At 34.9% G+C, this 17,314-nt stretch carries 13 protein-coding genes; 11 read left to right on the top strand and 2 right to left on the bottom strand.

All coding sequences use genetic code 11. The features are described from left to right. The 6 genes from rpoB to ACQY56_RS04970 form a co-directional block, all read left to right on the top strand. Positions 1 to 3,211 (top strand): DNA-directed RNA polymerase subunit beta (rpoB, locus tag ACQY56_RS04945; protein ID WP_428743736.1); only part of this gene is annotated, 3,211 nt, incomplete at its 5' end. Beyond that, positions 3,204 to 7,724 (top strand): DNA-directed RNA polymerase subunit beta', encoded by a 4,521-nt coding sequence (gene rpoC, locus ACQY56_RS04950; RefSeq protein WP_428738350.1) that lies wholly within the window; start codon positions 3,204 to 3,206, stop codon positions 7,722 to 7,724. The genes rpoB and rpoC, both read left to right, overlap by 8 nt. A gap of 189 nt (positions 7,725 to 7,913) precedes the next feature. Further along, on the top strand, positions 7,914 to 8,288 hold the full coding sequence (gene rpsL / locus ACQY56_RS04955) for a 30S ribosomal protein S12 (protein WP_428738349.1): 375 nt from the start codon (positions 7,914 to 7,916) through the stop codon (positions 8,286 to 8,288). A gap of 92 nt (positions 8,289 to 8,380) precedes the next feature. Then, positions 8,381 to 8,848 carry a 30S ribosomal protein S7 gene (gene rpsG, locus ACQY56_RS04960; protein ID WP_428738348.1) on the top strand — a complete coding sequence of 156 codons (468 nt, stop codon included), beginning with the start codon at positions 8,381 to 8,383 and terminating at the stop codon, positions 8,846 to 8,848. An 18-nt stretch (positions 8,849 to 8,866) separates the two neighbouring features. Continuing rightward, on the top strand, positions 8,867 to 10,957 hold the full coding sequence (gene fusA, locus ACQY56_RS04965) for an elongation factor G (protein ID WP_428738347.1): 2,091 nt from the start codon (positions 8,867 to 8,869) through the stop codon (positions 10,955 to 10,957). A gap of 114 nt (positions 10,958 to 11,071) precedes the next feature. Further along, the gene (locus tag ACQY56_RS04970; RefSeq protein ID WP_428738346.1) at positions 11,072 to 11,743 is read left to right on the top strand and encodes a hypothetical protein; all 672 of its coding nucleotides are present in this window, start codon (positions 11,072 to 11,074) and stop codon (positions 11,741 to 11,743) included. A gap of 6 nt (positions 11,744 to 11,749) precedes the next feature. Here ACQY56_RS04970 and ACQY56_RS04975 read toward each other — a convergent pair whose 3' ends face one another. Then, entirely contained in the window at positions 11,750 to 12,469 is a 720-nt protein-coding gene (locus ACQY56_RS04975) for an arginyltransferase (protein WP_428738345.1), read from the bottom strand. Positions 12,470 to 12,512: 43 nt separating this feature from the next. On the opposite strand from ACQY56_RS04975, the gene ACQY56_RS04980 reads away from it, so the two are divergent. After that, positions 12,513 to 12,839, top strand: coding sequence for a hypothetical protein (locus ACQY56_RS04980; RefSeq protein WP_428738344.1), 327 nt, complete (start codon positions 12,513 to 12,515; stop codon positions 12,837 to 12,839). Positions 12,840 to 12,841: 2 nt separating this feature from the next. Here ACQY56_RS04980 and prfB read toward each other — a convergent pair whose 3' ends face one another. Next, positions 12,842 to 13,942 carry a peptide chain release factor 2 gene (prfB, locus tag ACQY56_RS04985; RefSeq protein ID WP_428738343.1) on the bottom strand — a complete coding sequence of 367 codons (1,101 nt, stop codon included), beginning with the start codon at positions 13,940 to 13,942 and terminating at the stop codon, positions 12,842 to 12,844. Positions 13,943 to 14,073: 131 nt separating this feature from the next. Here prfB and ACQY56_RS04990 point away from each other — a divergent pair, with 131 nt between their 5' ends. The 4 genes from ACQY56_RS04990 to ACQY56_RS05005 are packed head-to-tail and all read left to right on the top strand — an operon-like array spanning position 14,074 to position 17,280. After that, entirely contained in the window at positions 14,074 to 14,706 is a 633-nt protein-coding gene (locus tag ACQY56_RS04990) for a hypothetical protein (RefSeq protein WP_428738342.1), read from the top strand. 44 nt (positions 14,707 to 14,750) lie between these two features. Beyond that, entirely contained in the window at positions 14,751 to 15,380 is a 630-nt protein-coding gene (locus tag ACQY56_RS04995; protein ID WP_428738341.1) for a response regulator transcription factor, read from the top strand. Beyond that, positions 15,367 to 16,416, top strand: a complete 1,050-nt coding sequence (locus tag ACQY56_RS05000; protein WP_428739910.1) for a sensor histidine kinase — start codon at positions 15,367 to 15,369, stop codon at positions 16,414 to 16,416. The genes ACQY56_RS04995 and ACQY56_RS05000 overlap by 14 nt, the downstream gene beginning before the upstream one ends. A gap of 51 nt (positions 16,417 to 16,467) precedes the next feature. Continuing rightward, positions 16,468 to 17,280 carry a transporter gene (locus ACQY56_RS05005; protein WP_428738339.1) on the top strand — a complete coding sequence of 271 codons (813 nt, stop codon included), beginning with the start codon at positions 16,468 to 16,470 and terminating at the stop codon, positions 17,278 to 17,280. Positions 17,281 to 17,314 lie beyond the last annotated feature (34 nt).

Consider the following 17,314-nt stretch of genomic DNA (forward strand, 5'->3'; position numbering starts at 1 on the left):
AGTATTGTATGATACTTTAACGCAACTAGATGAATCAAAACTTGCAAAAATTATCGAACAAGGCTGTGAAAGCGTTGAGATAGCAAATGACTTGGCAACAGGTGTTGATGATGCTATTATTAACTCGTTCATTGCAGATAATGAAACATTAAAGCTTCTTCGCCAAACAGAAGGTATAGAAGATGAGAATGATTTAGCAACAATTAGAATTTATAAAGTTATGAGACCTGGTGAGCCTGTTACAAAAGAAGCTGCCAAGTCTTTCTTCAATGATTTATTCTTTAACTCTGAGAGATATGACTTAACAAAAGTCGGTCGTATGAAAATGAATCATAAACTTGGTCTAGATGTACCAGAATATGTAACAGTGCTTACTCATGAAGATATCATTGAATCTGTAAAATACGTTATTAAAGTTAAAAATGGTCAGGGTCATATCGATGATAGAGATCACTTGGGTAATAGACGTATTCGTGCAATTGGTGAGCTTTTAGGAAATGAGTTACACAATGGTTTAATCAAAATGCAAAAAGCTATTCGTGATAAACTATCTACTATGAGTGGACCAATGAATGAGCTTATGCCGCATGATCTAATCAACTCTAAAATGATTACGTCAACTATTATTGAGTTCTTTTCAGGTGGACAATTGTCTCAATTTATGGATCAAACAAACCCATTGTCTGAAGTTACTCATAAACGTCGTTTATCAGCTCTTGGTGAAGGTGGTCTTGTAAAAGAGCGTGCTGGATTTGAAGTACGTGACGTTCACCCAACTCACTACGGACGTATCTGTCCGATTGAGACTCCTGAGGGTCAAAATATTGGTCTTATCAATACTTTAGCTTCATATGCAAAAGTTAATGAGCATGGATTTATTGAAGCACCATATAAAGTGATGAAAGATGGTCAAGTTACAAATGAAATCGTGTACTTAACAGCAACTCAAGAAGAGGGTGCAATGATTGCAGCAGCTTCAAATGAGTTAGATAAAGATGGTCAATTTGTAGCAAATCTGATTACAACAAGACATGATGGTGAGTATTTATTACGTCCAGCAAAAGATTGTCAATACGCAGATCTTTCATCTAGTATGGTTGTTGGTGTTGCAGCTTCACTTATTCCATTTTTAGAGCATGATGATGCCAACCGTGCACTTATGGGTTCAAACATGCAACGTCAAGCAGTTCCATTACTTAAAGCTCAAGCTCCAATGGTTGGAACTGGTGTTGAAAAACTTGTAGCTCGTGATTCTTGGGAATGTGTAAAAGCTAAGCGTGGTGGTAAAGTTGAAAAAGTTGATGCAAAACATATCTATGTAATGGGTGAAGATGATGGTGAAATTTTTATTGATTACTATCCATTACAAAAGAACTTAAGAACAAACCAAAATACAACTTTTACTCAAAAACCAGTTGTAAATGTAGGTCAAATAGTAGAAAAAGGGCAAATTATTGCTGATGGTCCAAATATGGATCAAGGTGAGTTGGCTCTTGGTGTAAATGCTATGGTTGCTTTCATGCCTTGGAATGGGTATAACTTCGAGGATGCGATTGTAATTTCAGAAAAACTAATTCGTCAAGATGCTTTTACGTCAGTTCATATCTATGAGAAAGAAGTTGAAGCACGTGAACTTAAACATGGTGTTGAAGAGATCACTCGTGATATCCCTAACGTTCGTGACGATGAATTAGCTCATTTAGATGAGTCTGGTATCGTTAAGATCGGTACACAAGTAAAAGGTGGCATGATCTTAGTTGGTAAAGTATCTCCAAAAGGTGAAGTAAAACCAACTCCAGAAGAGAGACTTTTACGTGCAATTTTTGGTGAAAAAGCTGGTCACGTTGTAAACAAATCTCTTTACTGCCCACCATCGATGGAGGGTGTAGTAGTTGATATTAAAGTATTTACGAAAAAAGGTTACGACAAAGACCCTCGTGCATTAGAACTTGAAAAAGAGGAGCGCGATCATTTAGAGCGTGAGCACTATGATAGACTTATTATGATTGATAAAGAGGAGATGTTACGTGTAACAAAACTTCTTACTCGTGAACCTTTAGAAAGTGATGTAAAAATAGGTGATAAAAACTATAAAGCAGGTGAATTAATCAATGGTGATGATTTAGCTGGAATCAACCGTTTTGCTATGAACAATGTTGTAAAAGCATTTTCAGAAGATGTACAAGATCAGTACAATAAAACGAAAAACCATTTCCAAAAGCAAAAAAGACTTTTCAGAGATGAGCATGAAGAAAAACTTTCTATTTTAGAAAAAGATGACATCCTTCCAAACGGTGTTGTGAAATACGTAAAAGTTTACGTTGCAACAAAACGTCACTTAAAAGTTGGTGATAAAATGGCTGGACGTCACGGAAATAAAGGTATTGTTTCAAATATTGTTCCTGAAGTTGATATGCCATATATGGAAGATGGAAGAAGTGTAGATGTATGTCTTAACCCACTAGGTGTACCTTCTCGTATGAACATCGGACAGATTTTAGAGATGCACCTTGGTATGGCTGGTCGTGAATTAGGAAACCAAATTCAAGCTGAGTTTGAAACGAAACAAAAAGATTTCTTAGACAATTTACGTACAAAAATGGCTGAAATTGCTGATGTTGCTGGTCTTATGAACGCAAAAGCTACAATTGCAGCTATGGATGATGAAGAGTTCTTAAAACATGCGCGTGACTGGGCAAAAGGTGTTAAGTTTGCTACTCCTATTTTTGAAGGTGTAAATGCACTAGAGTTTGCTAAACTTTATGAGGCTGCAAAAATGGCTGAAGATGGAAAAGTTGTACTTTATGATGGTAGAACTGGTGAGAAGATTAAAGAGCGTGTAAACGTTGGTTATATGTATATCTTAAAACTACACCACTTAGTTGATGAGAAAATCCATGCTCGTTCAACTGGGCCATATTCGCTGGTCACTCAACAGCCTGTTGGTGGTAAAGCACTATTTGGTGGACAGAGATTTGGTGAGATGGAAGTTTGGGCTCTTGAAGCATATGGTGCTTCAGCAGTACTTAAAGAGATGCTTACAATTAAATCGGATGATGTTGATGGTCGTGTACGTGCCTATAAAGCACTTACAAAAGGTGAGTCAGTACCAGCTTCTGGTATCCCTGAGACTTTATTTGTATTAACAAAAGAGCTACAAGCGTTAGCTCTTGATGTAGAGATTATGGACGAGGTAGAAGACGATGAGTAAATTAGTGCCAGTAGAAGTAACAGAAGATAATAGACCAACTGATATTAAACAGCTTCAGTTCAAGTTAGCATCGCCTGAAAAAGTGATGTCTTGGTCAAATGGTGAAGTTAAAAAACCTGAAACTATTAACTACCGTACATTAAAACCTGAGCGTGACGGACTTTTCTGTGCAAAGATTTTTGGTCCTGTTCGTGATTATGAGTGTCTTTGTGGAAAATATAAAAAGATGCGTTACAAAGGTGTTGTATGTGAGAAGTGTGGTGTTGAAGTAACATCAACAAAAGTTCGTCGTACTCGTATGGGTCACATTGAACTTGTAACTCCAGTTGCACATATTTGGTATGTATCTTCATTACCATCTCGTATCGGTACACTTTTAGGTATCAAAATGAAAGACCTTGAGCGTGTACTTTATTATGAGGCATATATTGTAGAACAAGGTGGTGAGGCATATTATGATGCTGAAGCAAAAACACCAGTACTTAAATATGATGTACTTAATGAAGAGCAATACAGAACGTTAGTTCAAAGATTTGGTGAACTTGGTTTCAAAGCTCGTATGGGTGGTGAAGTTGTTCGTGATCTATTAGACTCGATCGATCTAGTTGAAGTATTTAATCAACTCAGAGAAGAGATCGAAGAGACAAAAAGTGAAGCAAAAAGAAAAACTATCAATAAACGTTTAAAAGTTATTGAGTCTTTCTTAAATAGTGGAAATAATCCAGCGTGGATGATGCTTACTATTTTACCAGTATTGCCACCAGATTTACGTCCACTTGTTTCACTTGATGGTGGAAAATTTGCAGTATCTGATGTAAATGATTTATATCGTCGTGTTATCAATAGAAACCAACGTCTTAAGCGTCTAGTTGAATTAGAAGCTCCTGAAATTATTGTTAGAAATGAGAAGCGTATGCTTCAAGAATCTGTTGATGCTCTTTTTGACAACGGTCGTCGTGCAAATGCAGTTAAAGGTGCTAATAAACGTCCTCTAAAATCTCTTTCAGAGATCATTAAAGGGAAACAAGGACGTTTCCGTCAAAACCTTCTTGGTAAGCGTGTTGACTTCTCTGGACGTTCTGTAATTGTTGTTGGACCAGATTTAAGAATGGATCAATGTGGACTTCCAAAGAAAATGGCACTTGAACTATTTAAGCCGCATCTTATTGCTAAGTTAGAAGATAAAGGTTATGCAACTACAGTTAAAGCTGCGAAAAAAATGATCGAAGAGAAAACTAATGAAGTATGGGAGTGTTTAGCGGAGATTGTTGATGGTTATCCAGTAATGCTTAACCGTGCACCAACACTTCACAAGTTATCAATTCAAGCATTCCATCCGAAACTAATCGATGGTAAAGCTATTCAGCTTCACCCATTAGTTTGTGCGGCGTTTAATGCCGACTTCGATGGTGACCAGATGGCTGTTCACGTGCCTTTAAGCTCAGAAGCTATTGCTGAAGCAAAAGTTCTTATGCTTGCATCTATGAACGTTTTACTTCCAGCTTCTGGTAAAGCTATTGCTACACCTTCACAAGATATGGTACTTGGTATTTACTACCTATCTTTAGAGAAAAATGGTGTTAAGGGATCAAATAAACTATTTGCTAATGTTGATGAAATTAACATTGCACTAGAAAATAAAGCACTTGATCTTCATGCAAAAGTAAGAACAAGAGTTGATGGAAGAATTATCCATACAACTGCTGGTCGTCTTTTAATTAAAGCGATTTTACCAGATTTTGTTCCAGCAGATCTTTGGAATAAAACTATGAAGAAAAAAGTGATCAACGAGATTGTTGATTATGTACAAAAACATGGTGGTATTGGTGTAACTGCATCATTTCTTGATAGACTTAAGAATCTTGGTTTCAAACATGCAACAGAAGCTGGTGTATCTATCTCAGCTGATGATATTCGTGTACCAGATATGAAAGCTGGAAAAATCAATGAATCTAAAAACCGTGTAATTGAGATCCAAAAACAGTTTGAAGCAGGTCTTTTAACTGAACAAGAACGTTACAATAAAATTATCGACGTTTGGACAGATACAAACAATACACTTGCTGCTGAGATGATGGAACTTGTACAAAACGATAAAGATGGTTTCAACTCTATTCATATGATGGCTGATTCAGGTGCGAGGGGTTCTGCCGCTCAGATTCGTCAGCTTGCGGGTATGCGTGGTCTTATGGCTAAGCCAAGTGGAGATATTATTGAGACTCCGATCGTTTCAAACTTTAAAGAGGGTCTAAACGTAATCGAGTACTTTATTTCAACACACGGTGCACGTAAAGGTCTTGCCGATACAGCACTTAAAACAGCAAATGCTGGTTACTTAACTCGTAAACTTGTTGATGTTGCACAAAATGTGAAAATTGTTGAGCATGACTGTCATACTCACGAAGGTATTGAAATTTCAGATATCTCTGATCAAAATACATTGATCGAGTCTTTAGAAGATAGATTGAACGGTCGTGTTTTAGCTGATGATGTAATCGATCCAATCTCTAATGAGATCCTTTTTGCAGAGGGTACGCTTCTTGATGAAGAGAGTGCAAAAGTTATTGCTGAGGCTGGAATCAAATCAGCACACATTAGAACTCCTACAACTTGTAAAAGTGAAGATGGTATCTGTGCACTTTGTTATGGTGTGAATCTTGCAACAGGACATATTGTACGTCCTGGTGAGGCTGTAGGTATTGTGGCTGCACAATCAATTGGTGAGCCTGGTACGCAGCTTACACTTAGAACATTCCACGTTGGTGGTACTGCGAGTTCAACTGCGCAAGAGCGTCAAGTTGTAGCTGAAAAAGAAGGTTTTATCCGTTACTATAACCTTAGAACTTACCAAAATAAAGAGGGTAAAAATATAGTTGCAAATCGTCGTAATGCGGCAGTGTTACTTGTTGAGCCAAAAATTAAAGCACCATTTAATGGAAAAATTGACATTCAAACTATCCATGATGAAGTGTTATTAAGTATCACAAATGGAACTGATACAGTTCGTTACTCTTTACGTAAAAATGAGATTGCTAAACCAAATGAACTTGCTGGTGTAAGTGGTCAAATTGAAGGAAAATATTACTTCCCATATGAGAGTGGAAGTGATGTAGTTGCTGAAGATTCTATTGTTGAGACTATTAAAGATGGATGGAATGTACCTTCTCGTATCCCTTATGCATCTGAATTATTAGTTGATAATGGTGCTCCAGTTACTCAAAAAATCTATGCTAAAGAGCAAGGTACTGTGAAGTATTTCTTACTTAAAGGTGACTATTTAGAGAGATTTGAAGGGCTTAAAGCTGGTTATGAAGTAAAAGAGAAAGGTCTTTTTGCAGCTGTGATTGATGAGAACAACCGTGAAGCTGTTCGTCACTATATCGCTCGTGGTTCAGTGATTGTAACTGAAGATGATGAAGTCGTTGAGAGTTCAAGTTTAATTGCTAAACCTGCATCTGATGAGTCTGTTGTTATTGCAGAATGGGATCCATACTCAAATCCTATTATCTCTGAAGCAAATGGTACAGTTAAATATGAAGATATTATCGTTGGAACTACTGCAACAGAGCAGTTAGATGAGTTAACTGGTAAAACACGTTTAATGATCAACGATCACATCTCATCTGAGTACAAACCGACAATCGTTTTAGCAACTGAAAACGGTGAATTGTTACGTTATGCGATTGAGCCTAAGTCTTCTTTATTTGTTAAAGACGGTCAAGAGGTGAAAATTGCAGATATTATTGCTAAAACACCAAAAGCACTTCAAAAATCATCAGATATTACAGGGGGTCTACCACGTGTATCTGAACTTTTTGAAGGTCGTCGTCCAAAAGCTACTGCACTTATTTCAGAGATTGATGGAACGGTTAGTTTTGGTAAACCTTTACGTGGTAAAGTTCGTATCGTAGTTAGCAATAGTGAAAATGGAATTGTAAAAGAGTATTTTGTAGATAAATCACATGAGCCAGTTGTAAATGCTGGTGACTTCGTTCATGCTGGTGAGCGTTTAACTACGGGTATCCTTTCTTCACACGAGTTACTTAGAATTATGGGTGTTAAAGCACTTTATAACTACCTCGTATCTGAAGTACAACAAGTTTACCGTTCTCAAGGGGTTAACATCGCTGATAAACACATCGAAGTTATCTTTACTCAGATGTTAAGACAAGTTAAAATCTTAAAATCAGGTGATACGAAGTTTATCGAAGGTGATCTTATCTCTAAACAAAAATTTGCTCAAGAGAATGAAAAAATTATTCGTCTTGGTGGTCGTCCAGCTATTGCTGAGCCATTCCTTGTTGGTATTACACGTGCTGCAGTTTCAGCGGACTCTATTATCTCTGCTGCATCATTCCAAGATACAACAAAAGTTCTTACTGAAGCTGCAGTAAGTGCTAAAGTTGATTATCTTGATAACTTAAAAGAGAATGTTATTATTGGTAGAACTATCCCTGTTGGAACTGGTATCTACAAAAATAAAACTATCAAGTTTGAATCTACACAAGAGTAAGCCTTTAGGCTCTCTTGTACTATCTACAGCTTTTCAAAAATCTACTCAACTTTTTAAATAAATTAAAAAACACTTAAAATAAGCTAACTTTAATTCATTTTTCTGTAAAATTGCGCGTCTATAACTCCCTAAAAAGTATCGCTTTATAGAGAGTTACATTCTACTGGAAAATTCAGATAAAGGAAATATATGCCTACAATCAATCAATTGATTCGTAAAGAGCGTCAAAAAGTAGTAAAAAAATCAAAATCTGCTGCTTTAAAAGCGTGTCCACAGCGTCGTGGTGTATGTACTCGTGTTTACACAACTACACCTAAAAAACCTAACTCGGCTTTAAGAAAAGTTGCAAAAGTTAGATTAACTACTGGAATTGAGGTTATCTCATACATTGGTGGTGAGGGTCACAACCTTCAAGAACACTCTATCGTACTTGTACGTGGTGGTAGGGTAAAAGATTTACCAGGTGTTAAGTATCACATTGTTCGTGGTGCACTTGATACTGCTGGTGTTGCTAACCGTTTAGTTGCTCGTTCTAAATATGGAACGAAAAGACCAAAAAAATAATTTAAATTAAAGTTCAAAGATAGCTACAGGGTACTAGTAGAAGTATTTTGAGTAAATTTTTTGAAAAAAATTGAAGATAAGGAAAAAAACAAATGAGAAGAAGAAAAGCTCCTGTTCGTGAAATTATGCCAGATCCAGTATATGGAAGCAAAGTTTTAACGAAGTTTATTAATAAAGTAATGTTAGATGGTAAAAAATCTACTGCAGAAAAAATTATCTACAGTGCGTTAGATGTAATCTCTGCAAAAGGTGAAAAATCAGGAATCGATACATTTAATGAAGCTATTGAGAATGTAAAACCTATTATTGAGGTTAAAAGTCGCCGTGTTGGTGGTGCTACTTATCAAGTTCCAGTAGAAGTACGTCCAGTACGTCAGCAATCACTAGCTATTCGTTGGTTAGTTGATGCGGCACGTAAAAGAAATGAAAGAACAATGGCTGAGAGATTAGCTAACGAGTTTATGGATGCAGCAACTGAAAAAGGTTCAGCATTCAAGAAAAAAGAAGACACATACAAAATGGCTGAAGCAAATAAAGCATTTGCTCACTACCGTTGGTAATAATAAGGTAATTTAAAAATGGCAAGATCTCATAAATTAAGCGATGTAAGAAACATTGGTATTGCTGCTCACATTGATGCTGGTAAAACAACAACAACTGAGCGTATCCTTTTCTATACAGGTGTTGAGCATAAAATCGGTGAAGTTCACGATGGTGCTGCGACAATGGACTGGATGGAGCAAGAGCAAGAGCGTGGTATTACAATTACTTCAGCTGCAACAACTTGTGAATGGGCAGGAAAACAAATCAACATTATCGACACTCCGGGTCACGTTGACTTCACTATTGAAGTTGAGCGTTCTATGCGTGTACTTGATGGTGCTGTTTCAGTATTTTGTGCTGTTGGTGGGGTTCAGCCACAATCAGAAACTGTTTGGAGACAAAGAAACCGTTATGGTGTGCCTTCAATCGTTTTTGTTAACAAGTATGACAGAACTGGTGCTGATTTCTATGAAGTTGAACGTCAAATTCGTGAGCGTCTTAAAGGAAATCCAGTTCCAATCCAATTACCAATCGGTGCTGAAGATAAATTCGAAGGTGTAGTTGATCTTGTAAAAATGAAAGAGATTGTATGGGATGAAGATGCTGCTATGGGTTCTGCTTACCATACACAAGATATCCGTGCTGATTATCAAGATAAAGCTGAAGAATACCGTGAAAAGATGATCGAAGAGATCTCTTCAGTTGATGGTAATGAAGAGCTTATGGAGAAATTCTTAGAGGGTGAAGAGATTTCTGAAGAGGAGATTAAAGCAGCTATCAAGCGTGCTACAATTGCAATGCATATCGTTCCAATGACTGTTGGTACTGCATTTAAAAACAAAGGTGTTCAAACTTTACTTGACGCTGTTGTAGACTACCTTCCAGCTCCAACTGAAGTACCACAAATTAAAGGTACTATGATGGAAGATGAGACGAAAGAAGTTACTGTTGAATCAACAGATAATGGACCTTTCGCTTCATTAGCATTTAAAATTATGACTGATCCATTCGTTGGACAGTTAACATTCATCCGTGTATACCGTGGTTCGTTAGAAGCTGGTTCTTATGTACACAACTCTACAAAAGATAAAAAAGAGCGTATTGGTCGTATCATGAAAATGCATGCTATCAAACGTGAAGAAGTAAAAGAGATCTACGCTGGTGAAATTGGTGCGGTTGTTGGTCTCAAATTTACTACAACTGGTGATACTCTTTGTTCTGAAAAAGATCTTGTTGTGTTAGAGCGTATGGATTTCCCAGATCCAGTTATTTCTGTTGCTGTTGAGCCAAAAACAAAAGCTGACCAAGAAAAAATGGGTATAGCTCTAGGTAAACTAGCTGCAGAAGATCCATCTTTTAGAGTTGCTACTGATGAAGAAACAGGTCAGACTATTATTTCTGGTATGGGTGAGTTACACCTTGAGATCATCGTTGATCGTATGAAACGTGAGTTTAAAGTTGAAGCTGAAGTTGGTGCTCCACAGGTATCTTACCGTGAAGCTCTTGGAACTGAAGTTGACAAAAACTACAAATACGCTAAACAATCTGGTGGACGTGGACAATATGGTCACGTTGTATTCAAACTTAAACCAGGTGAAGCAAATACTGGTCTAGTATTTCACAACGAAATTAAAGGTGGGGTAATTCCAAAAGAATATATCGCAGCAGTTGAAAAAGGTATGGAAGAATCTATGAAAAAAGGTGTTCTTGCAGGTTTTCCTATTGAAGATGCTGAAGTTACACTTTATGACGGTTCTTACCACGAAGTTGATTCGAATGAGATGTCATTCAAAATCGCTGCATCAATGGGATTTAGAGAAGCTGCTCGTGAAGCTAAACCAGTTATTCTAGAACCATTAATGAAAGTTGAAGTTGAAGTACCAGAAGACTACATGGGTGACGTTATCGGTGACCTTAACCGTCGTCGTGGTCAAGTTAACAACATGGGTGATAGAAGCGGTAACAAAATCGTTGATGCATTCGTTCCACTTTCTGAGATGTTTGGATACTCAACTGACCTTCGTTCAAATACACAAGGTCGTGCTACTTATTCTATGGAATTTGATCACTATGAAGAAGTTCCAAGAAATGTATCTGAAGAGATTATCAAAAAACGTAACGGATAATTTTAATTATCTACTTCTAAAAAGACCTCCTTTATGGAGGTCACCTTTCTTTCTTTGATTTCTATGTCAAAAGTTTGATATAATGCTGGAAAATAATTTTTTAGGTTATCTCAAATGAAAAAACTCATTTTGTCTTTTATATTACTTTCTTCATTACTATTTGCTAAAAATCCAAGTGTTTATGCTGCTTTAGGTGATGTTATATATAATAATGTTGATGGAATTGAAAATCTTCAAAATATAGATCAATTTAGTGTGTTTAAACAAAAAATTCAAGATTATGTAGCAAAAGTCAAAACAACAAAAGAACAAGGTTTTGAAATTGAAAGTGGTAAAACTGAAAATAAAAAAGAGTATCTAAATAGTCTTCGAGATCTTTCAAAAGAGAATGATTTTTTTGTAAGAACAGCCAATAAATTCTATAACTCTTCACTGAGATATGAAAACTCTACACTCTTTACACAAATGGTTAATAGTGGACTTGTTGATACAAAAGATAAAAAACAAGAGATCATAGACTACTATTTTGCACATACAGAAGATATCAATACTACAGGTGTAATTCAAGAATTTTTAGATGAAGATGCAGCCCTTAAAGCACAAAAAGAAGCAGAATTAAAAAATCGAAAATCAAAAAAAGAGCGTGATTTAGAAAGAATAAAACAGATCAGAGAAAAAGATCAACAAGAGCAAGAAGCACTAGAAAACAAATTACAAAAAGAGTTAGAAGAGAAAAAAAAGCAACTTCGTAAAGAACAAAAAATAGAGCTTCAAAAAACGAGGTAGTGCAAGTTACTTTTTAAACCAGTGAAACTCTTCATATTCACTGGGTCTTCCATCTAAAGTAAGGTAAGGTTTGTATTCTGCTTTATATTCAAGAGATGGGCACCCTTCAACATAGTATCCTAAGTAGATCCATTTTTTATCGTAGCGTTTTGCAAACTCTATCTGTTTATATAATGATAATCTCCCAGGGGAATATTTTGCAAAATCTGGATCGTAATAAAAATAGATAGAGGAGATACCATCTGCCAAGATATCTATAAGATCAACTCCAACTAGTTTATCTTTAAAAAAGTAGAGTACTTCATACCCAAAATCTTCATGTCCATTTACAAAAGAGTTAAAATAGTGTTCTGGTGTTGAAGGATTAAAATCCCACCCTTTTTTTTCATGCATATGTTTATGGTATTTATCAAACACATGAAGATGCTCTTTTGAAATAGTTGGACGTTGGAGAACAATTGAAAGCTCTTTAGATTTTTTGAGAACTCGTTTAGCAGATTTTGAAAATAAAAACTTATCTACTTCTATTTTAATACTTTGACACTCGTTACACTCAGCACATATAGGTCTAAAATACATCTGTCCAAATCTTCTGTAGCCACGCTCAACTAAATCTTGACATGTTGTAGCAGAACATTTTTCTATAATTTTATAGTGGCTTGTTTGCTTTTTATTGTCTAGATAGGAACATTTGTCTTCAAGTAAAAATTCTTTAAGTAAGTTCATAAGGGAATTTTGACATAATTTTGCTTTATAAAAAAGGATATTTATGGATTTTTTTTTAAAACATCAAAAAATAATTTTAAGAAGTGTAGGTGCATTTTTACTTGTTTTAGGCTTGACACTCTTTTTTTGGGCAGCCCCGCAAAAAGTGATGAATGAAAATGAAAAAGCAGCAGCAAATTTAGCAAGAATGGAATCTTCAGTCAGTGGAGAAGGTTCTTCAAAATCAACGACACAACAATCAAACCATTCAACTATTTCAGCATCTATGGTTGAGACACAAAAAAAACAATTAAGAATGTTAATGATTATGGTTATGGTATTTGGTGCAGGATTTTTAGGATATAGTTTTTTGAAAAAAGAGGATAAGTAGTTTTATCCCTCTTTATTCATTGAGATGAGTACACCCTCAATCATTTTATCTATATCACCATCTAAGATTGCTGGTACATTAGAGTATGCTTCATTGCTTCTTGTATCTTTTACTTGTTGGTAGGGTTGCATGACGTATGATCTAATTTGATGCCCCCAACCGATCTCACTTTTCTCAACTCCAGCCTCTTTAGCTTTTTGCTCTTCAAGTTCAAGCTCATACAAACGAGATTTTAGCATTTTCATCGCAGTTGCTTTGTTTTTATGTTGGCTTCTATCGTTTTGACACTGTACTACAACACCAGTAGCGATATGTGTAATACGTATAGCTGATTCAGTTTTGTTAACATGTTGTCCACCAGCTCCACTTGCACGGTAAGTATCGATACGTATATCTTTATCTTCAATAACGATGTCAATATCATCATCAATCTCTGGCGAAACCATAACAGATGAAAATGAAGTATGACGTTTTGCATTTGAGTCAAACGGAGAGATACGTACAAGTCTGTGGATACCGTTTTCAACTTTTAAATACCCATAAGCATTTTCACCCTTAATGAGAATAGATACATCTTTGATCCCCGCTTCATCTCCAGCTTGATAATCAAGTACTTCCACTTTAAAATCATGTCGCTCAGCCCAGCGTTTATACATACGAAGTAAGATACTTGCCCAATCTTGTGACTCAGTTCCACCTGCACCTGGGTGGATAGATAAAATAGCATTTGAGCCATCACTTTCACCACTCAGTAATACTTCAATCTCCATAGAGCGAATTTGCTTCTCTAAAGTTGGTGCATCTTCAAAAAGCGCTTCAATCGAGTCTTCATCATTCTCCTCTTTAGCCATCTCATAGAGTTCACTTGCATCTTCAACAGCTAAACGAGCTATATCATATTTGTCTAGTTTTCTTTGTAATTGGGTCTTTTCTTTTTGAATTTTTGCAGCATTCGCGGCATCATTCCAAAACTCTGGATCATTTTCTAGTTCTTTAATTTCAGCTAGTCTTGTCTGAATTTTATCTGGTTCAACAACACCTGTAATGTTTTTCATTTTAATAGTGATATTTTTTAAAAGTTCTGTGTATTCGTAGTTATCCATAAATTTCCAATATAAAATTGTATAAGCGAGATTATATTATATTGAAGCATAAAAAATCTATAATAACTACTAACACTTCACTAACGTAAAGATTTTATACTGTCGCTGTAACAAAAATTAAAGGAGATGTTATGAAATTTAGAAATTTAGTTATCGCGAGTTTATTACTCGGAATCAATGCACCAGCTGTTTTTGCAGATGATACGACAACAACTACAACAGATACGACAACTACTGAGGTTGTTACAGATACTTCGACAGATACAACTGATACTACTGCAGAAGAAACTGTAACAGAAGAGACATCTGATACTACAGATACGACAGTTACAGAAGATACTACAACTGATACGACAGATGCAACAGCTACAACAGAAGTAAGTAGTGAAATTACAACATTGATAGATTCGTTAAAAGATGCAACTCCAGAGGAGCGTTTTGAGATTATGAATCAATTAAAAGAGTTAATTTCAAGTTTAAATGAAGAAGATCGTGCAGCTGCAATAGCATTGCTTAGAGATTCAAGACCAGATGGTGGTGAGCATGGAATGCATGAACACCATGGAGAACATCGTCCACCAATGCCACCACCATCTGAAGGTATGCAAGGTGATGGTGAAATGGGTGAAGGTATGATGGAACGTTCACAAGAGCGAGAGATGATGCAAAATTTTGATAGTGCAGATATGGGTATGCAACAAGATTCAATGATGCAGCAAGATCGTATGCAAGATCAAATGATGGATCGTGGTGGTAGACACTAAGGTAATAAATATCCCTTTTTTAGGGATATTTTTAAGGATAAAAAGTGAAAATTTTATTATTAGAAGATGATACTATTTTAGCTGATACTCTAGAAGAACTTCTCAAAGAGCATAACTTAAGTGTCAAAACTGTTCACACTGGAGGAGATGCTGTAGATGAGGTGTTTGATAACAAGTATGATATGTATATTTTTGATATAAATTTACCTGACTATAATGGCATAGATCTGTTGCGTTCGCTTAAAGATACTGAAGATACTACACCAACTATTTTTATAAGTGCTAATGTTGATATATCAACTATTGCAAAAGGGTTTGATGCAGGAGCATTTGATTATTTAAAAAAACCATTTTTACCTGAAGAACTTTTGATCAGAGTTAATGCGAGATTGGTTGAAAAACATATTATCAGATATAAACATATACAGTTTAATACACTCTCACAAGATATTTTTATTGACGGAAAAAAGGTATACTTGAGTTATTCACAATTTAAACTTTTTGAAGTACTTTTTAAAAATATTGGACAAGTTATTGCAAAAGATGAACTTTTTGAATATCTTGAAGGTGGAAATGATAGTGCACTTCGTGTAGCCATGAATAAACTAAGAGGTACGATAAATGTTGACATTAAAAATGTAAGAGGGGTGGGTTATACCATTGAACCATGTTGAAAAAGAATCTTTTTTAAAAGGCTTTTCCTTATTTTTTATCTCACTGAGTATCCTTGTGGGGTTTATTTTATTTATAGAGTATGAAAAAGATGTGCACACTTTAGAAAGCAATATTTTAAATGAGATGAAACTATGCAGTTTTGATCTAAAGTGTAAAAAATACGATATAGAATTTGAAAACAAACAAAAGCATCTCGTTTATACTCTTTATAAAAATGACAAAGAACTTTTCAGCTATTATACAATCCCAAATGTTGAGAAGTATAACCTAAAAATAGCATATAAAAATGATCTATATTTGCAAGACTTAAAAAATTTACAAATAAAAAGATTACAATATTTTTTATTCGCCTTAATTATAATTATTTTACTTTCAGTACTTTTTTCTTTTTATACATTAAGCCCTTTACGAAGAGCATTAAGTCTTACAAATGAATTTATAAAAGATATCTTACATGATCTTAATACCCCTATCTCCTCTTTACTCATAAATGTAAAAACACTTGAAAAAAGTGAAAAAAATTATAAAAAGATTGTACGTATAGAGCAATCAATAAACACCATTGTTTCTTTACAAAAAAATTTCAAAACCTATATCAAAAACTCTTCTGTAGAAAAAGAGGAGTTTGATTTAAAAGAGATAGTAGAGTATAAAGTTGAATATTTACAAGGGCTTTATCCTCATATCAATTTTATAGTTGAAATCTCACCATTGAAGCTCTATACCAATCTTGCTGCAATTGAGCGAATCATAGAAAATCTTTTAACTAATGGTGCAAAATACAATAAAGCTAACGGATTTGTATCTGTAAAATATGAGGATAATAAACTTATCATTCAAGATTCTGGTAAAGGGATAAAAAATCCAGAAAAAATATTTGATAGATTTTATAAAGAGCATCAACGAGGTCTTGGTATTGGCTTACATATTGTAAAAAAACTTTGTCAAGATCTTGGAGTACCAATAACACTAAAGAGTAAAATAGATGAAGGTTCAACATTCATTTTAGATATCTACTCGCTAACACTTCGCTAATGTTTTGCTAATACAATTATATATATACTTTCTAAGGCTAAGGCAAAAATCATGAAAAAACAAATACTACTTTTACTTTTATCTTTTAACACTTTACTCTTGGCAAATGATGCTGATTTTGATGGTGTTGAAGATGATGTTGACAAGTGTCCAAATACAGCTTTTAGCGACCTTGTAGATAAAACTGGTTGTAAAGTAGATACAACTATTTCAAATCATCATTTTGATATTATTTTAGGATATAGTCAAAGCAAAGAAAAAGAGAGTGATACTACATCTGAATATACATATAATTCAAAGCTTGTTAATTTAGACTATTATTATAAAAAATTTTCTCTTTCTGTGGCGTCGTCTGATTATAACTATGACACATATAGCTCTAGTAGCAATGGTTTTAATGATTTTTATGTAAACGCAAAATATAAATTTCGACCTCTAAATAATCTTAGTTTTAAACTAGGTGCTGGGGTTATAGTTCCAAATGATGATAGTCAAACAAATAAGCTTGATTACTCTGGTTCTGCTTCACTTACTTTTAAAGCAAACAAATATATCTCAGTGTTTGGTGGAGGTTCATATACAGTTGTTGGAGATGAAAATACAACCTCTACAGAAGAGATATATCAAAATAGTACAGTATATTATGGAGGGATAGGATTTCATAAAGGCTCAAAAGCTTATGCATCACTCTCTTACTCAAATGTTTCAAGTATATATATAGGTTCAGAAGATCGTGAAACACTTTACTTCTCTGCATCTTATAACATTACGGAGAATTGGTTTATGATAGGAAGATATGGGTATGGCTTAAACGATGCAGCAGCAGATCAGTATCTCTCTTTACAAATAGGATATTTCTTTTAAAGTTTTATGTATAATTCCATATATATTATATGGG

The organism is Sulfurimonas sp. (assembly GCF_050296975.1).
Taxonomy (GTDB): Bacteria; Campylobacterota; Campylobacteria; order Campylobacterales; family Sulfurimonadaceae; genus Sulfurimonas.

Coding starts and splice junctions, on each gene's coding strand:
- prfB (WP_428738343.1), bottom strand. CDS start 13,942: ATGGATAACTACGAATACACAGAACTTTTAAAAAATATCACTATTAAA.
- ACQY56_RS04975 (WP_428738345.1), bottom strand. CDS start 12,469: ATGAACTTACTTAAAGAATTTTTACTTGAAGACAAATGTTCCTATCTA.
- fusA (WP_428738347.1), top strand. CDS start 8,867: ATGGCAAGATCTCATAAATTAAGCGATGTAAGAAACATTGGTATTGCT.
- ACQY56_RS04970 (WP_428738346.1), top strand. CDS start 11,072: ATGAAAAAACTCATTTTGTCTTTTATATTACTTTCTTCATTACTATTT.
- ACQY56_RS04990 (WP_428738342.1), top strand. CDS start 14,074: ATGAAATTTAGAAATTTAGTTATCGCGAGTTTATTACTCGGAATCAAT.
- rpoC (WP_428738350.1), top strand. CDS start 3,204: ATGAGTAAATTAGTGCCAGTAGAAGTAACAGAAGATAATAGACCAACT.
- ACQY56_RS04980 (WP_428738344.1), top strand. CDS start 12,513: ATGGATTTTTTTTTAAAACATCAAAAAATAATTTTAAGAAGTGTAGGT.
- ACQY56_RS05005 (WP_428738339.1), top strand. CDS start 16,468: ATGAAAAAACAAATACTACTTTTACTTTTATCTTTTAACACTTTACTC.
- rpsG (WP_428738348.1), top strand. CDS start 8,381: ATGAGAAGAAGAAAAGCTCCTGTTCGTGAAATTATGCCAGATCCAGTA.
- rpsL (WP_428738349.1), top strand. CDS start 7,914: ATGCCTACAATCAATCAATTGATTCGTAAAGAGCGTCAAAAAGTAGTA.